Source organism: Gluconobacter wancherniae NBRC 103581, from assembly GCF_007988885.1.
Classification (GTDB): domain Bacteria; phylum Pseudomonadota; class Alphaproteobacteria; order Acetobacterales; family Acetobacteraceae; genus Gluconobacter; species Gluconobacter wancherniae.
Map to the genome: position 1 here is coordinate 883,178 of NZ_BJUZ01000001.1, position 17,790 is coordinate 900,967.

The 17,790-nt window shown below is 49.6% G+C and carries 15 protein-coding genes and 1 pseudogene; 4 read left to right on the forward strand and 12 right to left on the reverse strand.

What is annotated here, in order from left to right:
• Window positions 1-162: 162 nt before the first annotated feature.
• Both GWA01_RS13155 and GWA01_RS04005 read left to right on the forward strand, forming a co-directional pair.
• Window positions 163-782 (forward strand): annotated as a pseudogene (locus tag GWA01_RS13155) (IS5 family transposase); the annotation flags it as partial.
• Window positions 783-938: 156 nt separating this feature from the next.
• A complete protein-coding gene (locus GWA01_RS04005) occupies window positions 939-1,598 on the forward strand; it encodes an SCO family protein (RefSeq protein ID WP_146794249.1) in 660 nt (219 codons plus the stop codon).
• On the opposite strand, the gene GWA01_RS04010 is transcribed toward GWA01_RS04005, so the two are convergent.
• The 3 genes from GWA01_RS04010 to GWA01_RS04020 all read right to left on the reverse strand — a co-directional run bounded on the left by GWA01_RS04010 (window position 1,595) and on the right by GWA01_RS04020 (window position 5,703).
• The gene (locus GWA01_RS04010) at window positions 1,595-2,938 is read right to left on the reverse strand and encodes a PepSY-associated TM helix domain-containing protein (protein WP_146794252.1); all 1,344 of its coding nucleotides are present in this window, start codon (window positions 2,936-2,938) and stop codon (window positions 1,595-1,597) included. The genes GWA01_RS04005 and GWA01_RS04010 overlap by 4 nt on opposite strands.
• Before the next feature lie 14 nt (window positions 2,939-2,952).
• Entirely contained in the window at window positions 2,953-5,271 is a 2,319-nt protein-coding gene (locus GWA01_RS04015; protein WP_228118329.1) for a TonB-dependent receptor family protein, read from the reverse strand.
• 69 nt (window positions 5,272-5,340) lie between these two features.
• Window positions 5,341-5,703, reverse strand: a complete 363-nt coding sequence (locus GWA01_RS04020; RefSeq protein WP_229315994.1) for a hypothetical protein — start codon at window positions 5,701-5,703, stop codon at window positions 5,341-5,343.
• A gap of 418 nt (window positions 5,704-6,121) precedes the next feature.
• On the opposite strand from GWA01_RS04020, the gene GWA01_RS04025 reads away from it, so the two are divergent.
• Window positions 6,122-7,078, forward strand: coding sequence for an aldo/keto reductase (locus GWA01_RS04025; protein ID WP_276508684.1), 957 nt, complete (start codon window positions 6,122-6,124; stop codon window positions 7,076-7,078).
• Window positions 7,079-7,115: 37 nt separating this feature from the next.
• Here the strand turns inward: GWA01_RS04025 and GWA01_RS04030 are convergent, their stop codons facing one another.
• The 4 genes from GWA01_RS04030 to GWA01_RS04045 form a co-directional block, all read right to left on the reverse strand.
• Window positions 7,116-7,346 carry a hypothetical protein gene (locus GWA01_RS04030; RefSeq protein ID WP_146794262.1) on the reverse strand — a complete coding sequence of 77 codons (231 nt, stop codon included), beginning with the start codon at window positions 7,344-7,346 and terminating at the stop codon, window positions 7,116-7,118.
• 188 nt (window positions 7,347-7,534) lie between these two features.
• Window positions 7,535-7,762 (reverse strand): tautomerase family protein, encoded by a 228-nt coding sequence (locus tag GWA01_RS04035; protein ID WP_146794264.1) that lies wholly within the window; start codon window positions 7,760-7,762, stop codon window positions 7,535-7,537.
• A gap of 10 nt (window positions 7,763-7,772) precedes the next feature.
• Window positions 7,773-8,516, reverse strand: a complete 744-nt coding sequence (locus GWA01_RS04040) for an SDR family oxidoreductase (RefSeq protein WP_146794266.1) — start codon at window positions 8,514-8,516, stop codon at window positions 7,773-7,775.
• Between the two features lie 27 nt (window positions 8,517-8,543).
• Window positions 8,544-8,939, reverse strand: a complete 396-nt coding sequence (locus tag GWA01_RS04045; RefSeq protein ID WP_146794268.1) for a (R)-mandelonitrile lyase — start codon at window positions 8,937-8,939, stop codon at window positions 8,544-8,546.
• A gap of 119 nt (window positions 8,940-9,058) precedes the next feature.
• Between GWA01_RS04045 and GWA01_RS04050 the strand changes: the two genes are divergently transcribed.
• A complete protein-coding gene (locus tag GWA01_RS04050; RefSeq protein WP_146794270.1) occupies window positions 9,059-9,970 on the forward strand; it encodes a LysR family transcriptional regulator in 912 nt (303 codons plus the stop codon).
• Window positions 9,971-10,754: 784 nt separating this feature from the next.
• Here GWA01_RS04050 and GWA01_RS04065 read toward each other — a convergent pair.
• Genes GWA01_RS04065 through GWA01_RS04085 form a run of 5 tightly spaced genes read right to left on the reverse strand, consistent with a single transcriptional unit; the run spans window position 10,755 to window position 17,091 of the window.
• Window positions 10,755-11,567 carry an aminotransferase class IV gene (locus GWA01_RS04065; protein ID WP_146794274.1) on the reverse strand — a complete coding sequence of 271 codons (813 nt, stop codon included), beginning with the start codon at window positions 11,565-11,567 and terminating at the stop codon, window positions 10,755-10,757.
• The gene (locus GWA01_RS04070) at window positions 11,567-12,904 is read right to left on the reverse strand and encodes an anthranilate synthase component I family protein (protein WP_146794276.1); all 1,338 of its coding nucleotides are present in this window, start codon (window positions 12,902-12,904) and stop codon (window positions 11,567-11,569) included. The genes GWA01_RS04065 and GWA01_RS04070 overlap by 1 nt, the downstream gene beginning before the upstream one ends.
• Before the next feature lie 48 nt (window positions 12,905-12,952).
• Window positions 12,953-14,311, reverse strand: coding sequence for a c-type cytochrome (locus tag GWA01_RS04075; RefSeq protein WP_146794278.1), 1,359 nt, complete (start codon window positions 14,309-14,311; stop codon window positions 12,953-12,955).
• 57 nt (window positions 14,312-14,368) lie between these two features.
• The gene (locus GWA01_RS04080; protein WP_228118330.1) at window positions 14,369-16,630 is read right to left on the reverse strand and encodes a xanthine dehydrogenase family protein molybdopterin-binding subunit; all 2,262 of its coding nucleotides are present in this window, start codon (window positions 16,628-16,630) and stop codon (window positions 14,369-14,371) included.
• Window positions 16,627-17,091 carry a (2Fe-2S)-binding protein gene (locus GWA01_RS04085; protein ID WP_146794280.1) on the reverse strand — a complete coding sequence of 155 codons (465 nt, stop codon included), beginning with the start codon at window positions 17,089-17,091 and terminating at the stop codon, window positions 16,627-16,629. Before GWA01_RS04085 ends, GWA01_RS04080 begins: the two co-directional genes overlap by 4 nt.
• Window positions 17,092-17,790 lie beyond the last annotated feature (699 nt).

A 17,790-nucleotide genomic window follows, 5' to 3' on the forward strand; every position in this document is an offset into this window, starting at 1 on the left:
AAAATGATCAGCGTTTTAACCAGTCGGAACTACATTATATCTTCTTCCCGAAGCTTTTGTAGCCATTAGCTTATGGCGCTGATTGCTTGAGCACGCTTGTTAGGCTTAGGACCCATTGATATGGGTGGCAGAATGTGATTCAGGCTCTGCAAAAAACTGGAGATGAGCGGCCTGTTTGGGCTGACAAACGAACAAATAGTGCGTCTGCGCTTGTTCTTTCCCCAAGAGCCGCGGCAAACCTCGCGTCGATGACCGCCATGTGCTGAGCGGCATTATTTTTGTGAACCGTAATGGCCTGCGCTGGTGTGATGCGCCCCGGGAATATGTTCCGCACAAGACGCTCTACAACCGCTGGAAGCGTTAGAGGGGCATGGGCATTTTCATGCGGATGATGGATGGCCTGTCTGCCGCGAAAGCCGAGCCTCAGACAATTATGATTGATGCGGCGTATCTCAAGGCGCCCGCACGGCTTCGAGCCTGCGGCTAGAAAAGGGAATCCGGGCCGCCCGATCGGACGGACAAAAGGTGGCATGAACCCGAAGCTGCATGCGATCACGGATCAGAACTGACGACCGCTGAGCTTGGTTATGACTGCGGCACAGATCAGCGATTATAACGGTGTCGCTGCTCTTCTGGATAGTCTTCTTGGTGGGAGATCGCGGCTATGATGCTGACTGGTTCAGGGAGGCCCTGCAAGGGAAAGACATAAAGCCCTGCATTCCAGGAAGGATATCTCGTAGAGAAACAGTCAATATGGTAAGCAAAAATATAAACGCCGCAATCATCATCTTCTCGCTATGAGTCCTCAGCCTACCGTCGGACTTGCGTAAAATTAATCTGCATAACTGACACTGTGGTTGCCCTTTCTGTAGCTCTAGAGGCAGTTATACGTGTGGCATACTTCGTGTGCTAAGAAAGTATGCTTAAGGGAGGATGCTATGCCAAACCGTGGTAGGGGACGTAAAAAACTAAAGCAGCCTGTTCAGAAGCAACCTGCTCGTCTCAATGAAGCGAAGAAACTATTTGCTCCGGCGTTAATCATCGCGGCTCTCTTTCTCGGGGCAACCGGAATACGCGGGATGTTGCTCAATCGGGCGGCGCCGACGTTAGGCGGCCCTTATACGCTCATCGATATGCACGGTCATCCTCTTACGGAGCGTCAATTCCAAGGGCGCTATACGCTGATTTATTTTGGATACACGCACTGCATAGATGTCTGCCCGTTAACTCTCGCGACGGTCACACAGGCTCTCGATCTTATGGGAAAAAAGGCACACCAAATTGTGCCGCTTTTCATCACGGTTGATCCATCGCGTGATACCCCTGATGTTGTGGCTGATTACGTCAGCCATTTCTCTCCTAGTATCGTTGGGCTTACGGGAACGGAATCTCAGATTCACGCAGTTATTGAAAGTTTCCACGTTATGGCACGACGTCGCGACGTTCCAGTGGGACATATGTCCTCAGACTACCTCATGGATCATAGTTCCGTTCTCTATTTAATGGATGGCGATAACCGGCTTGTCTCCGTTCTGCCGGTCGACACCAACCCACAGGAAATCGCCACACGACTCAGTCATCTCGTTCCTGCCAGTTAATGGTAACGATGGTGAATGGCTTTTGAAAGCACGCTCGCAAGACAGAGAAGCAAAAGCGAGGCTCCAAGTTCTGGCAGGAGTAGCCCTAATACAATTAGTGCAACCAGCGCTCCCACACCAATCTTCTTGTTGGGATCGACAGACGGTATTCCCAACTGTCCTGGCGGTTTGCGTCTGAACCATAAGGCAAGTGCAGCGATGCTCATCGTCAGTAATCCAACCGCTACAAGAAGATTCAAAAATTGATTGGCTCTCCCGAATAAGTGCCCCTCATGCGCTGCAACTCCATATCCAATAACGCGATCAGTCAGGGCTTTCTCTTCAAAACGCTGGACTGATCTTACCGACCCGGATGAATCCACAACTGCGCTGATGCGGTTTGGGCGATTTTGCGTATCTGAACGAACACTCCATGCCGTGCCTCCTGCTGACGGTGGCGTTATGAGAACCGGGGCTGTAAATCCGAGTTGGGAAGCCGTCGTGACCACTTGGTTCAGGCTTTCTGATATAGAGTTGTCCGACACAGCCATGGAGCCCATATCCATACCTGGCATCGTATCGGTCTGTTGAGGCGAGACCGAGCGCCCTGCAATCCGATTTCGTTCAGAAACAGCTCCGATTTCCCAGTCGGGAACTGAGGTCAGGTGGCTGAACTGTGTCTCCACCCGAGACAGGGCGTGCCCCCAAACAAAAGACCATGGCAAGCCGGAAAGCAGAAAAAGAACCAGAAACGAGGAGACCCACAGCCCTGTTACGGCATGGAGATCTCGCCATCGAACTCGACCTTCCCGGGTGATCCGTGGATAAAGAATACCCGCCAAATTCTGTATATGGCGCGGCCACCAGAGATACAGGCCTGTGGCAATCAGAACGATTGTCCAGGAGGCCACCATTTCCATGATGATGGAGCCAGTATTCCCCAATAACAGCTGGCCGTGCAGTTTGAAGATGATGCGCTCAAAACGTTCTTCTTCAGGAACCTGCTTGAGCACCTTACACGATGTCGGGTCAACATACACGCGAATGGCCGTGCCCTGGCGATCGACGATCACCCGGGCAGCACTAAAAGCCGTCTCTGGAAGCTCATAGGCTAGAAAATGGCTGCCAGGGACAGCATTGAGTGCTGCCATGGCTTCCTGTTTCGGCGTTGAATGTGTCGCACTGCTTGCTAGGTGGTCGTAACGCCAGTCGATCCAACGATCCACCTGCGGTTTGAACAGGTAAATGGACCCCGTGAAGCACAGAAGTATTATAAAGGGCAGGCAGAAGAGTCCCGCAAAAAAATGCCATCGCCATACGGTGCGATAGTCCGGCCATAGAGGCGTTCTGAAATACTTCATCGTCGTAAACACTTTCAGAACTTGATCCGAACGCCACCGAAAAATGCTCGTGGCGAACCCGCGTAGATGGATCCGGTTTTATTGGCCAAAACACTCCGCCCAGCCTGCTGTCCGGTCGGGAGGAGTGTATCGCTAATGTCAGTTGCGCCGGCGGCATAAACTTGATTGGTCACGTTCTGCACTTCGAAGTAGCTGTGCAGACGATGAACCCAGCCCATACGTGGAGGTGGATCGTAATGGATTTCCAGATTCAACAATGCGTATGAGGGAGCTTTCAGAATATTGGCATTGTCGAGAAAAAAGGTACTTCTCCACGTCACTTCTGCAAAGCCTCCCAGCCCCTGCAGCCATCCGTCTGGCTGATTATAGAGGACACGCGCATCCAGGAAGTGAGGGATGACACCGGGGATAAGGTTGCCTTTTCGTGCAAAGCTCTGCGCCAGCGTACTGTTGGACAGGGTTTCAGTGTATTTTGTGTAGATCTGGTTGCCATAGGTGTAAGACAGCTTCAGTCGTGCACCCGGCAGAGAGGCACGCAATGGCTGCCATGTCGCACCGAGTTCAATGCCACGATGCTCTGAGGCCGGGGCGTTGAAGGTATAGCTTCCTGCGGGTGTATTGACGCCCGCTGACTGACTGACAAGTTCGTTTCTGTAGAACTCATAAAAGCCAGTGGCCTGAATATTGATGCTGGGTGACGGATGCCATTCGACACCAAGATCAAAACCGAGACTTGTTTCGCTCTTGAGCTGCGTGTTGTTTCCGTAGTTTCCTTGAGGGGTCACAAAAAAACTGGAATAGCCAGGCGTGGCGTAGGCTGTTCCAACGCGGGTATGGAGAGTCCAGTCTTTGGTTGGGGTATAAACCAGCGAGGCTTCAGGTGCGAGATTGAAGAAGCGTCGATTAGCCGTGATATTTTGCAGCGCGGTTGAACGTGCTGATCTATTGTAGAGCGTCTGAACTGCTCCGACATCAGATTGCGTACCACCCAGTCCAACCACAGCATGCCAAAGCGGAGAAAACTGCCAGTCTTCCTGGAAGCGAAGACCGATGTTCCACTGGTGACCGTATGACGTGGAATTCAAAGCACCGCGCGTCGCGCCGCCTTGCGGGGTCAGATTATAGACCTGATAGCCATAATCCATGTAGTCGAAGCTGGCACCGACAAAGCTGGTCAGAGGCGTTTTCCCGATACGGCCACGGTTCGTCCAATCCGTCTGCACATTGTAGGAATTAAACGGCCCCACAAAAGCCGTTGTCGATGTTGGCTGATCGGTATGACGTTGATCGTAAGTAAACTGGGTATGCCAGGTTGTTCTTGGATCGAAATCATGCTCCCATCGCAGGCCTACAATGGTGCGTCGGTCAAAACGCCCTAGCCCTGCCTGTTGTGGACTCGTCGCCTGGTGGGCTCCATACGCACCATTCACCAGAAGATTGACCGAGGCGCATCCAGCAACGGCCGATGCCGCATTTGCGCAACCATTTTGGTAGGGATTACTGCGGAATTGGTTGAGAGAGAGGCGTAACGGTAGAGATGTGTCCGTAACATTATTGACGAATTTCAGGACGAGGCGATCTGATGAGGTCAGATTGACCCGCAGCCGCATATTCTCGGTGGAGGTATTATACTGACTGTTCGCGATAAAGCCCTTGCCTCGCACATCGCTGCCAAACAGCATAAAGTCGTAGCGTTTATTGCCTGCTCCAATCGTCGCGTAATTATTGAAAAGACCAAAACTGCCAAAGTCTGAGCCCAGTTCCAGGCCGTGAATGTCGGCTCCATTTCGTGTGCGGAAGTTGATTGCCCCATTAATCGCGTAATTACCGTATAGCGTAGAGGCCGGTCCCTGAGAGACATCCACGCCTTCATAGGCGTGCGGATCGATCAAATCTGCCCGCGCCGTGCCATCAGGTTGCGTCATGGGAAACCCGTCTTCCGTAATCTGAAGGTTCTTCAGGCCCCAAGACTGACGTGCACCTGACCCACGGACAGAAACGACATTATCGCGTGGGCCATTACCTTGCAGAACAGTTACTCCTGGGAGGGTTGCAACCATATCGGCGACCGACTGTGCTGCCCTGTGCGCAAAATCTATGTGGTCCGAACTATAAGTGGTTTCACCGACGGGGCGAAGCAGTGCCGAACCACGCGCGGCGCCTCGAACCAAAATGCTTTCAACATTCTGCTTCTGATTTACAGAGGAAGCAACTGTTACTGTTTTGCGAGAACGTGCCTGGAAAGGTTGGGCGTGGGCTGGAAAAGCACCAAGAAAAACGCAGCCAAGCACTAGCGAGCCGAGAGGACGGCTTGATTCAAAAGAAGTGTTCATGTGTTCGTTCTGATCTGAAAAACGCAGAAAGCCTTTCATCGCAGGTGCGATAAAGGTGCTAGGTTTGTGTCAGATCAGGTGGGGAGGACCCTGAGCATAAATGCCCGACAGCCGCCATAAGGGAGGGGCCCGTACTGGCGGAAAGCACCAGACAACACGCCGACTTGTTCCAGAAAAGACGAGAAGAACAGCAACGGCGCATCCGATCGCCAGGATCGTTAGCAGATCGTCAATTACAGCAATACCATCACCGATGTCTGCTGCATGATGATGATCGGGACTATGCTTGCCAAGATCCTGACTGTCGCACAGGGTCGAGAGGCTGGCCAGCTGCTTAAACGGATCATCGAGGAGGAACTGCGGTAAAGGCAGACTTCCAACGCTGAGGCGAATAATGATGGCGAGCAGAACCAGCGGCCAAAAGACCAGCACTCCTTTACTCTGCCACGCGCTTTGCATCATTCTTCTGCATTTAAAGGGGCTTGCCGCGCTGCGCTAGATGGAAATATATTTTTTTGACAGTTTGGATTGTGACGCACCGAGTTCCAATTTTTTGAGCGCTCCATATTAGCTGACGATGTCGGCCGTCCGGAAGCCAAAGGGGCTCTGCCTAGGTCCAGTATGAGGGCAACTGCTACCTATCTGCAAAATATGGATTCAGATCCAGAAATATTTATCATCAATCCGACTTATCAAAACACGGGTCTAAAGCACCTAACTCTTTCGATATCGCTCTTGAATTGGCTCTGACCGTTTTTACCGATGCCAGTGCCTTGTAAGATAGTAGATGTGCGGCGCTCACAAAAGAAAGGAGATCCAGTTGGAGTACGGAAAACTCGGTTCCACCGGGATGGACATATCTCGTCTATGCCTCGGATGCATGACGTTTGGACAACCCCACGCGGGTATTCCCCCTTGGACTTTGGACGAGAGTGCTGCGCGCCCTATCGTTAGGAAAGCTGTTGAGTGTGGTATAAATTTTTTTGATACTGCTAACAGCTATTCTGCAGGAACGTCAGAACAAATTGTTGGAAAAATTCTCAGAGAATTTCTTTCACGCGATGAAATGGTATTGGCAACCAAAGTTTATTATCCCATTGAGGGACTCGGTTCCGCGATGCGACCGAATAAGCAAGGGTTGTCGCGCAAAGCAATCATCGCTGAAATTGACGCAAGTCTTTCCCGCCTTGGAACTGATTATGTTGATCTGTACCAAGTTCATCGGTGGGATTATACAACCGCGATCGAAGAAACAATGGAAGCGCTCCATGATATCGTCCGTGCAGGTAAGGCGCGTTATATCGGAGCGTCTTCGATGTACGCATGGCAGTTTGCGAAAGCACAAGAAGTTGCGCGTTCAAACGGTTGGACAACTTTTTCGACAATGCAGAATTTGGTTAATCTTCTTTACCGAGAAGAAGAGCGCGAAATGCTACCGCTGTGTCGCGATCAGGGGGTTGGCATCCTCCCTTGGAGTCCTTTGGCACGCGGTCGCTTAACGCGACCCTTTAACATACAGACTGCGCGATCGAAGGCCGATAATTTTGGAAAGACGCTGGAAGGCGAAGCTGACGAGGCGATCATTTCAGTAGTTCAGAAAATAGCTGAGCGTCGTGGAAGTCCTATGGCACAGATTGCGTTGGCATGGGTGTTGAATAAACCTGAAGTTTCCGCTCCAATTGTAGGAGCGTCCACAATCGCTCAGGTTGACGATGCAATCAGCGCGCTGAGCGTAGAGCTAACGACTGATGAAATCGTAGCACTTGAAGAACCATACAAGGCCAGAGCTATTGCGGGATTCAGCTGATGACCTCTATTTGAGCCGTTCCAGGATTGGCGGAGACCTATTCACCTGAGAGGAGGGTGGAAGGATAAAAGAACCGTTGATTGATGGGCGTGTCTTTTGATTTTACGGCTGCGGCGTACTGATTGACGGTTGCCGTGATGGCATTCGCTCTACGTTTTGAGTAGTGTGAGATTTCCATGTTCTGACTTATTAAGCGGCGGCGCTGATACTTGAGCTCGCTCAGGGGAGCAAGCCGCTTATCCACATCAAAAAAGCCAGATTGCTTCATGATCTATGCCCCAATCAATGCAAAAGGAATGAAACCACACAGAAGCAATTAAAATAATTGGCTTCTTCGAGATCTTCAGGTTTTCATCGTTTGATGGTGTTCTAGGGGCATATCGTCGTCGTGACAGGATATTTCAAATATTTTACATAAATAATAAGAATACCCACGTGAAATATTCGAAAAAATTCTTACCTACAATATTTAGGACTTTTGTAGAGTGATGCTTCTTTGTCCTGAATATCAGGTCTATAAACCTGATCACGCCAGTCTGATGATGCAACCTCGTCGAAACCAACCGAGACCGCATCGTCCGTATAACCCAGAATAGTGGTAACCTGCTGGGTGATCGCATCCGCCAGACGCTGTTTCTGCTGCTCGGATTTACCTGGCCATAGCTTAACGATGATATGCGGCATTGAGGATTCCTCACCAGGCCTGATTGGCTGGCCCAACTGTAAACTCGTTGATCGTTGTGTCTGCTGGGGCAGAAATCGCAAACGAGACTACGTCGGCAATACGTTCGGGTGGGATAGCATGCTGATCGTATAGCTTTTGCATGGCTGCAGCCGCCCCGGGATCAGAAATGCCGCCGAGCAATTCAGTTTTCACCGCTGCAGGATAAATCGTGGAGGCGCGAATATTGGTACCCTCCATGGCTGACTCCATGCGAAGCACCTCCATGAAATCGCGAACGAACCACTTGGTGCCGCCGTAGATCGCGCTGCCAGGGTATGCTTTAAGACCGGCCACTGACGAAACGGCAATGATCTGACCGTATTTCTGTGCCAGAAAATGAGGCATGGCGGCAGCAACGCCATTCAGAACGCCTTTGATGTTAATGTCGACGGCTGCATTCCATTCCTCCGTCTTCAAGGCGGATACGGGGGCTGTCGGCATCAGACCTGCGTTGAGGAAAATAACGTCAAGACGACCGTATTTTTCTTTGGCGATGTTGACCAAAGCTTCATTATCGCTCGGCTTCGTTACATCCGTCACGAGGTAGGTCGCTGTTCCGCCCTCGCTTTCAATAGCACTGACAATTTGTTGAAGGCGTTCTTCTCTACGCGCACCCAGAACAACTTTCGCACCTTGCCGTGCGAGAAGCCGTGCGGTTGCTTCGCCAATGCCCGAAGATGCACCAGTGATAAGAACAATTTTATCTTTAATCATGATGTTTTACCTGTATAAATATTTGAATTATTGCCCATACTGGTCGTCAGAGACATGTTCGAGCCAGTCTACGACTTTGCCATTCTCAACTTCCTGAATGGCGATATGGGTCATGCCCGTGTCTGGCGCGGCGCCATGCCAATGCTTTTCACCCGGTTCGAAGAAAACCACGTCGCCAGGGCGGATTTCTTCGATAGGACCGTCCCATCGCTGCACGCGACCAACGCCTGATGTCACAATAATGGTCTGGCCCAGTGGATGAGTATGCCAGGCTGTCCGTGCACCCGGTTCAAATGTCACATTTGCACCCTGAACCCGATCGGGAGCAGCAGGGTTGAAAAGCATATCAACCCTGACCGTGCCAGTGAACCAGTCTCCGGGCCCTTTGAAAGACGGCTTGTGACCTGCGCGGAAGATTTCCATAAAAATTTCCTGTGCTTCGCTATGAGGCCAGAAGAGGCCTTGTTCTCAACACGATAAGAGATCTTGCAGCACTCGATTAGAGCATATAACGTGCATGAACCTTTGAAATAAGCTCAGTAATGCCGCGCGATCATATCAACGAATTGACAGCTTTTCTCGCGGTTGCCAAAGAACGAAGCTTTACGCGGGCTGCTGCTGAACTCGGTGTCACACCCTCAGCCTTGAGCCATACGGTGAGGGGGCTTGAGGAGAGGCTTGGGGTTCGTCTTCTGTCTAGAACAACTAGAAATGTCGCAACAACCGATGCCGGAGAGCAGCTTCAAAAGCGTGTGGGGCCACTTCTTGAACAGGTCTCTGCGGAACTCGATTCAGTTGCTTCTCTGGGGAGCAAGCCTGCCGGATCAATTCGTATCACATGCACCGATGCGGCCATAGAACTGGTATTTCGACCTAAACTTCTCGCATTTCTTCGGCAGTACCCCGATATCAACATCGAATTCAGTATGGATTACGCTTTTGTTGATATTGTTGCAGAACGCTTTGATGCAGGGGTCCGTATCGGGGAAGCCGTCGAGAAAGACATGGTCGCGACGCGTGTGGGCCCAGACTGGCGTTTTTGCGTCGTAGGATCACCGGATTATTTTCGCCGTCATCTGCCCCCTGCAACGCCACATGATTTGCGCCGTCATAACTGTATTAATATGCGGATGACGACTGCTGGAGGAAACCTGAAGTGGGAGTTTCGTGAACCGACAGGTCGCGAAATTTCATTTCGTTTTACGGGGCAAACAACGTTTAGCAACTCCATGTTGGTCCTCAATGCTGCCATCGATGGGATTGGATTAGGCTACATTCCTTACGATCTGGCAAAGCCCTATATTGAAACGGGGAGTCTGGTTGAGGTGCTTTTGGAGTGGAGTCTGGAGTGTGAAGGCCCTTATCTATATTACCCCAGCAGGCGACTACACTCACCAGCTTTTGCAGCGTTGGTAGAAGCCATGAGATATCATATCCCTATTGCTCGGGAATAATGCTGTCACCACTGGGCATAAATTTTTTAACGAATTTGCGCCACTTTCCATAATGTGTCGCGTATCCAGCAGTGCGCCTGATCGTCTCCATAGGATCTATGCCAGATCATATCGATCCTGACATCTGTTAGTGCTACAGGAGGCGAACTGGTCGTAAGATCGAAGATCTTTGCCAGCATTTGCGCAGGATAACCTCACCCATGAAGCTGATAAAAGTAGCTTTATCTATATGTCGCTTACGATCAACGAGCTTTTCGCTGGCGTCATAAGCGGGGACCTTTGCGTGAGGGGGGGGCTGATACTCTAACTATCGATGACACCAGACTGGATAGGCTGCTTCGTATCCCGCAGGCGCAGGTTCACGATCCAGAATCATGCAGACATGATGGAGAGTACAGAATAAAAAACGGTGACTCCGTCTGCGGTACTACCAGTAAATGGTCGGCCACATGCTTACAATGAGTCAGCAGCATCTGCCAGCTACAATCGGAGTGGACAAGATAGCGCAGCGCATTGATGATCTCGCGAAAATTGGTTGCGCGTTTCAGGCTACGCTGGTTCGCAGGCGGCATCAGGGGAGGGGCTTTGTGCTCCCATTTTTCATCGGTCAGGCCAAACAACTAACGCTTCGTACTTCAGATGACGTCGGTCATCCGGTCTCTTTGCTCTCGCGGTCATATTCAGGGCTTGAATCAAGCAGAAGGGCATATGGAAATCCTTTAATTCGAATTTCCAAAAATAGTTTTTATACTCTGTAAATAATATTTAAGTTAAATGAAATTATTTATTTTATATCGGAGAATAGATAGTCTTTTATAATTTCCCCTTTGTGGGGTGACTGTCTTATTGATAAGTTGTTGATTGCAGTGACGGGTGCAATAGAAAGTGCATTAATAAGCCATGCTCCCTGGATGGAGGGTAACTCTTCTGGTTTCACCGAAATTTCTTTACATAAACCGGCCTTCAATAGGCGACCTCTGGATGTTCCAGGTAAAGGACCGTCTAACAGCGGAGGAGTTACAAGTATATTATTTTTCAAAAAAACAATATTTGCTGCGGTTGCTTCTGCAATAGAGCCTGTGTGCCCCAGTAGAAGAGCATCGTCATAGTTTTTATTTTTTGCTTCTATGCGACTTAGAATGGACGGTAAATAATTAGTAGTTTTAACTACAGAAAGAGGACTTCTTCCGTCTCGAAAATATCTTGAAATAACAAGTTTTATAGGAGATAGTATTGTTTTGGTTTCATCAAAAACTTGCAGGATAATTGTAAGATTGGTATCTCCGGAAGGAATTATACCACGCGGCCCGTCTCCTCGCGTGATAGTTAGCCTTAAGGATCCATTATTTATCACATTGATTTTTAATATTTCTTCTATGCCTTTTTTTAATAATATTTTTTCAGGGAAAGGAAAAAAGAGAGTGCTGCAACCTTTTTCCAGTCTGGAAAGATGTAATCTTAAATGGGGGATTTTCTTGTTAACTACCCTCATTGTCTCAAAAAGACCGTCACCAAGAAGAAAGCCGCGATCATTTACGTTAATTTTCGCATCCAGGTAAGAAAGAATTTCTCCATTAATCCATGTAAAATTTTTCATTATTGAAATGCCTTAAGTATGGGCGTAGCTTTTAAAATCATTTCATTGTATTCTTTTTCTGGATCTGATAGCCAAGTAATGCCCCCACCAGCACCAATCGAAATTTGAGTTTTTATTCTAGACAAACTGCGTATCAAAACGGAGCTATCCATTGCTCCATCATAACTAATCCAAAATAAATTTCCACAATACAGCCCCCTGGGAGAGATCTCCGTGTCATCTATAATTTCAAGTGCACGTTTCTTTGGAGCACCTGTAACCGAACCTGAAGGGATTGTCGCTTCAAGCAAATCTACAGGGGTTAATCCTTCTTTCAGTTTACCATTTATTTGAGATACAAGATGTAAAATGTGTTTAAATTCTTCTATCTCAAATAACTCAGGCACTGTTACAGACGCTATCGTACTTACTTTTCCAATATCATTTCTCATAAGGTCAGTAATCATTAAATTTTCTGCTAATTCTTTTTCATTTTTCAGTAGGTTGTTTTTGTTTTTAATTTTTTCTTCAATACTTTTTCCGAGAGGCGCTGTTCCTTTAATGGGGCGTGTTTCTATTTTCCTTGTTGTGGATAGCGAAAGAAATCGTTCAACTGAAGCACTCAATAAAGAACAATGTGGAGATTTGAAATAAGCTCCGAACGGTGAAGGAGAAGTGTTACGTAGTGAACAATATGCACTTAACTCGTCAAAATCTTCTAGATTTTCTGCCCGCCAGCGCATTGTCAAATTAGCCTGGAAGATATCCCCCTTTCCAATATAGGAAATAATTTTTTCTGCATTCTTGGTCCAATCCTCGCGTGACTGTTCTGCCTTTAATGGTATTTTTATCATGCAAGAGGAAGCTCGAGGTGTTAAATGTGGCGCTTCTTTCCCCGATCGGCTTACCCACCAGCAACGCTTTTCCAGACGATCAAATGCATAGACATCCTGATATGCCGCAAACACCATCCCAGGAGCATTTGAACTATGTTTAGAAAGAATATTTTCTTTTCTTAGGCCTTCTTCGTAAGAAATAATTCCTACTATACCACCTAAAAATGGGATGAAAATATTATTTTGATACGTCCCGGGATCTATTTTGTACTTCGAAAATAATCTTTTTAATTCTCCCCAAGCGTCGCCAATTATATATATATCGTTTTTTTTAAGATAGGGAAATTTCCATTCAAAAGTTTCAATCGGGTCGAGGCACAAAAACGTCCACCTTGATCTGCTGTCTGTAGCCGGACCACCACTGTCAAGAAATGCCGCCCACGGTTTTGATCTCATCACCTCCAACGCAGTTTCTGGTGGACTCCAGGGCATTTCGGTGATGATAGGAAGGTCGTTAGGCATATTTTCTTTTCTATAGTTGATGATGAACTATCTTCGGAGGAGAACATCTTACTCCGTTTTTAAAATTACTGGGAATATTTGCGCCGGGGTTGTTCTCTTTCTGATATTTTTGACGTCATTGGGTGAAATAACCGTTTTACGGTTTCCCCAGGACGATCGAATAAACGTCAGAACATCTGCAGCCTGCTGATCTGACAGTTGGGAACGATAAGACGGCATTCGATAGGCATCAGGCATACCGTTTGCAACGACACGTCCAGATCCGTTGAGCGTTATGTTGATCTGTGATGACGTGTCTGCGGTTAGAGAAGAGGCGGCCCCTGCAAGAGGAGGAATCCAGACGCTTTGTCCGCGTCCATCAGTCCCATGACAGAAGCTGCATTTTGCCATGTATGTCTGAGCTCCTGAAGGGGTTTTGCGCTGATTTGGCTCTAGAGCTTCTGCGGTTGTTGGGACATACTGCCAGGGTTGGACAGTATGAGATGCGTTTCTCTGCAAAGACTTCAGATAGTGTGCCACGGCCTTTAAATCAGCGTCAGAGAAAAATTGTGTTGAGTTATTGAAGGCTTCTGTCATGGATCCAAAGACAACGGCATGGGAATTCCGACCCGTCTTTAGGAAATCAAAAATATCCTGCTCGTTCCATCGTCCTAACCCAGTGTTCGGGTCATTGCGCAAACTGGGTGCGAACCAGTGATCAATAAGTGCTCCGGAGAGAAACTGCGAGTTGTGACTGTTCATGCCTTTTTCATTGAACGCCAGACTGCGTGGCGTATGGCAGGCGCCACAGTGGCCTGCCGTTTCCACGAGATAAGCGCCACGGTTCCATTGTTTATCGCGAGCTGCATCCTGAACATATTGGCCAGCAGGTACGAAAAGTTCATTCCAGAAAGACAGCGGCCAGCGCATATTTAATGGCCAGGGAATTGTACTCTTTTTGTTTTCACGATGAACGGCAGGCACGCCCTTCATGAAATAGGCATATAAAGCCCGGACATCCTCATTGGACAGTTTTGCATATGATGGATAGGGCATTGCAGGATACAGGCGCCGTCCATCCTTGGCGACGCCGGCCCGAATGGCACGATCAAAGTCAGCAAGCGTATAGGTGCCGATCCCGGTTGTCTGATCTGGCGTAATATTGGTCGCGAAGATGGCACCCATTGGAGTGACCATCTTCAAACCACCAGTATATGCTGCGCCATCTGGTACACTATGACACGCCACGCAGTCTGAAAGACGTGAGATATACTCACCACGAGATACAAGCGCAGGCGAAAGATCGGGAGAAATCACGGAATCAAAATGAGACGCGGGCGTGCGGGATACAAACCAGGTAACGCCAGCCGTTAGAACAACAGCAGTCGGTGCGAGGACTGTGAGAGCTTTTTTCAAACGGTTATTCATGTGTTAATCCGCATCGTTATGGGCTCGCATGGGAGGCGCTCGGTAACCGCTAGCGTATCAGCTTTGAAAATTATGACGTGACAGCGGCATGCTGCGGATACGGCGCCCGACGAGTGTCGACACGGCATTGGCAACGGCTGGGGGGATAGCGGGTAAGGGAGGCTCACCAACACCTCCCATTTTCTCACCACTTTCCACGATTTTTACATGAACGCGCGGCATATGATCCAAAGTGAGAATGGGATAGCCATCATAGTTCCGGGCCCGTGGCATACCGTTCTCATATACAGCTTCTTCCAGGAGTACCTGGGACAGGCCCAAAGCAACCGCTCCGTTGATCTGAGCCTCTACAATAGCCGGGTTGACGATGGAACCTGGATCCAGAGCTTCCCAGATCTCGTGTACACGAACCTGCCCCTGTTCAATCGATACTTCCGCTATCGCAGCGGCTTCAGAACCAAACGGAGATGCCATACCGATCCCCCGGGCGCGCCGGGAGCCATCTGCAGCAGTAAAGGGACCGCGCTTCCAGCCGCCGGAGAGGTCCACTACGGCCTGAAGCAGGGTAGTAAGACGTTTATTGCCTCGTAATAGATGGCGACGAAGTTCATACGGATCCTTGCCACCTTTGTCCGCCAGTTCATCCAGAAAAGTTTCGTATAGAAAATCATTCATGGAATTGCCGACCGAGCGCCAGTATCCAAGCGCAGTCGGGCTTTGGATGTATCGTTGGGAAATACGACGATTGGGAATGTCGTAGGCCTTGCCTGTTAAACCTTCGAGTGCTGATGGATCCAGATCCTTACCCCGTTTGGGACCTAACCCTTCAGTTGGCCCTTCCGTCGCGCTGATCGCTTCAAGCGCCACAGGATAGCCGTTTGTATCAAGGCCACCACGGAACTTGACCACCGCGAGCGGACGCAGAGCATCGCGCAGGAACTCTTCTTCGCGGCTCCAGATCAATTTGATGGGGCGTCCTGTCGCTTTGGCCAGAAGAATGGCTTGCGGATAGGGATTAGCCTGATCGTAAAGGAAATGACGACCGAAAAATCCACCCAAAAGTGGCGAATGAATGGTGATTTTTTCGACATCAAGGCCTGTACGCTTGGCCATATCGGCCCGGAACATATCGGGGGCCTGATTGGGTAGCCAGATATCCAGTGTTCCGTCAGCGTTGTAGCGGGCAAGAGCAGAAGGCGGCTCGAGCTGGGCGTGATTTACATATTGGCTGGAATATGTTGCTTCGAGAACGGTGTGAGCTTTTTGGAGAGCCTGTTCTGTATCTCCTTTAGTCTCAGCGTCGTCTATCTTTCCGGACGCCGTTGCAAGATGTGTTTTGTATGACTCTGAAGAAAAATCAGATGGCATCACGCGCATGGTTTCTGCGGTACCAAGAGTGGCCTCGGCCCAGTTGACGAGAAGGGCTTCAGCTCCCTGTTTGGCATGCCACCAGCGTTCTGCGACGACAGCGACGGCGCCCGGAAGGTGGTGAACGGAGTGGATGCCCCGCATGTTGAGGACCTGCTCTTCATTCCGAATGGACGCGATGGTCATTCCCAGTCGGGGGGCATGCTGGACAGCTGCATGGAGCATACCCTCCACACGCATATCAATCGTATATTCCGCTTTTCCGGTTGATTTTTCGTAAATATCAAGCCTCTGTACGGGCTGTCCTATCCACCGAAATTGTGAGGGGTCTTTGAGCGTCACAATGGCAGGATCCGGGATCGGAAGATCCATAGCGACGTGAGCGAGGTCTCCATAGCGGACGGTACGTCCAGATCCTGTATGTACGACATAGCCGGGCTGCGTTGTCAGTTCAGTCACAGAAACGCCCATCTGCTGGGCGCCAGCCTGTAAGAGCATTGCCCGCGCCAGAGCACCAAGACGACGCATGGGAGCATAGCCATCCCGCACAGACATGCTTCCGCCCGTAATGCGCATGCCGCTATCCATAACGGTGTATTCGTCACCTGCAGGCGCATTCTCAACGATAAATGTTTCCGGGTCAGCATCGAGCTCTTCACCGACGATTTGTGCCATTGCGGTGAAAGTCCCCTGGCCTCCTTCGATGAAAGGGCTTTGCAGAAGGACCGTGTTATCTGGACGGATTTCAAGGAAGGCAGGCACTTGTGTCCCACGAAATTTCGGAGACTTCGTATCGTCGGCGCGAGCTCGTCGTGTCGGCAACCCAAATCCGAGAATAAATGCGCCCGCTGCAGCGCCGCTTGATGCTCGCATGAAGCCACGACGGGACAAATTGACGGGCTCTTGCACGGTTTCTGCGATATTTTCGAACGGGCCTCTGCTCATGCTCATGCCCCTTTGTTTTCAGGAGAGGACGCCAGGTCATGGATTGCGGCGCGGATGGCATTATAGGTTCCACACCGGCAAAGATTGAGCATGGCGGCGTTAATATCGTCGTCTGTTGGGTGAGGGACCTGCTTGAGGAGAGAAACGGCTGCCATCACCTGACCTGACTGACAGTAGCCGCATTGAGGGACCTGATGTTTGACCCATGCCGAGACGACGCGTTTGCCGAGGTCGTCTTGTTCTATTGCCTCAATGGTTAAGACAGAAGCGCCTGCCACCCTTTCAATGGGCGTGACACAAGACCGGACAGCCTGACCATTCACGAGGACCGTGCAGGCCCCGCATTGCGCGAGGCCGCAACCATACTTCGTACCCGTCATGGCAAGGTCATCACGCAGAGCCCACAACAGGGGAGTTTCTGGCTCGATCTCAAGCTGGTGAGGTACGCCGTTTATGGTTAGATCCATCTTTTCGACTTTCACTCTCAAGAACAGACTTTTTGAAAAGAACGATATCTGTTCGGAACCCAAATCACTATATATATTTTACTCATAAAATTCATGAATAGGATGCATGAATGGGATCTTGCGTTCTGAAATGCTTGTCTGCGATCCATTTGATGCGCTCAAGGTCGCGTTGGACCCATAATTTGGTGGTGAAAAAAATTTCATTACGGGAGTGATATTTGTTGTAATAGCTCGACCGACAGCAGCTTCGTTCTCATATTCTGTCACTGTATCAATCAGACAATAGCCCATATTGAGTGCCTAAAGCACTGAGACTTCGGATTGAGAATCATTGGTCACTTGGTAAACGCTAAACCATAGGAGAGGCATTTTACGCCATTATTCAGCGTAACGTGAGGATATGCAATCATTGCCTAGTAGTCTTGGAGAAAGATAGACCATTTTAAATGAGTGAAATTTTCAGAGGCTTGGGTCATCATGACGAAATGCTGTAGTGGGAGGCCTGCGAGAGCGTACTAGAAATTCCCCGATTACGGTCCCTGGCAGCACCATCCAGCTTCCGAATGAAAATGCGGTTGTACTCGACGTCAGGGTGTTCAACGCCGTATCAGACCGGCAACTGGGCCTTAAACTGACGCTCGCAGGTTTTGGGCTCTGCATGGTCAGTTCTCCCGATGCACAGCCTTATCTAAATAGCGG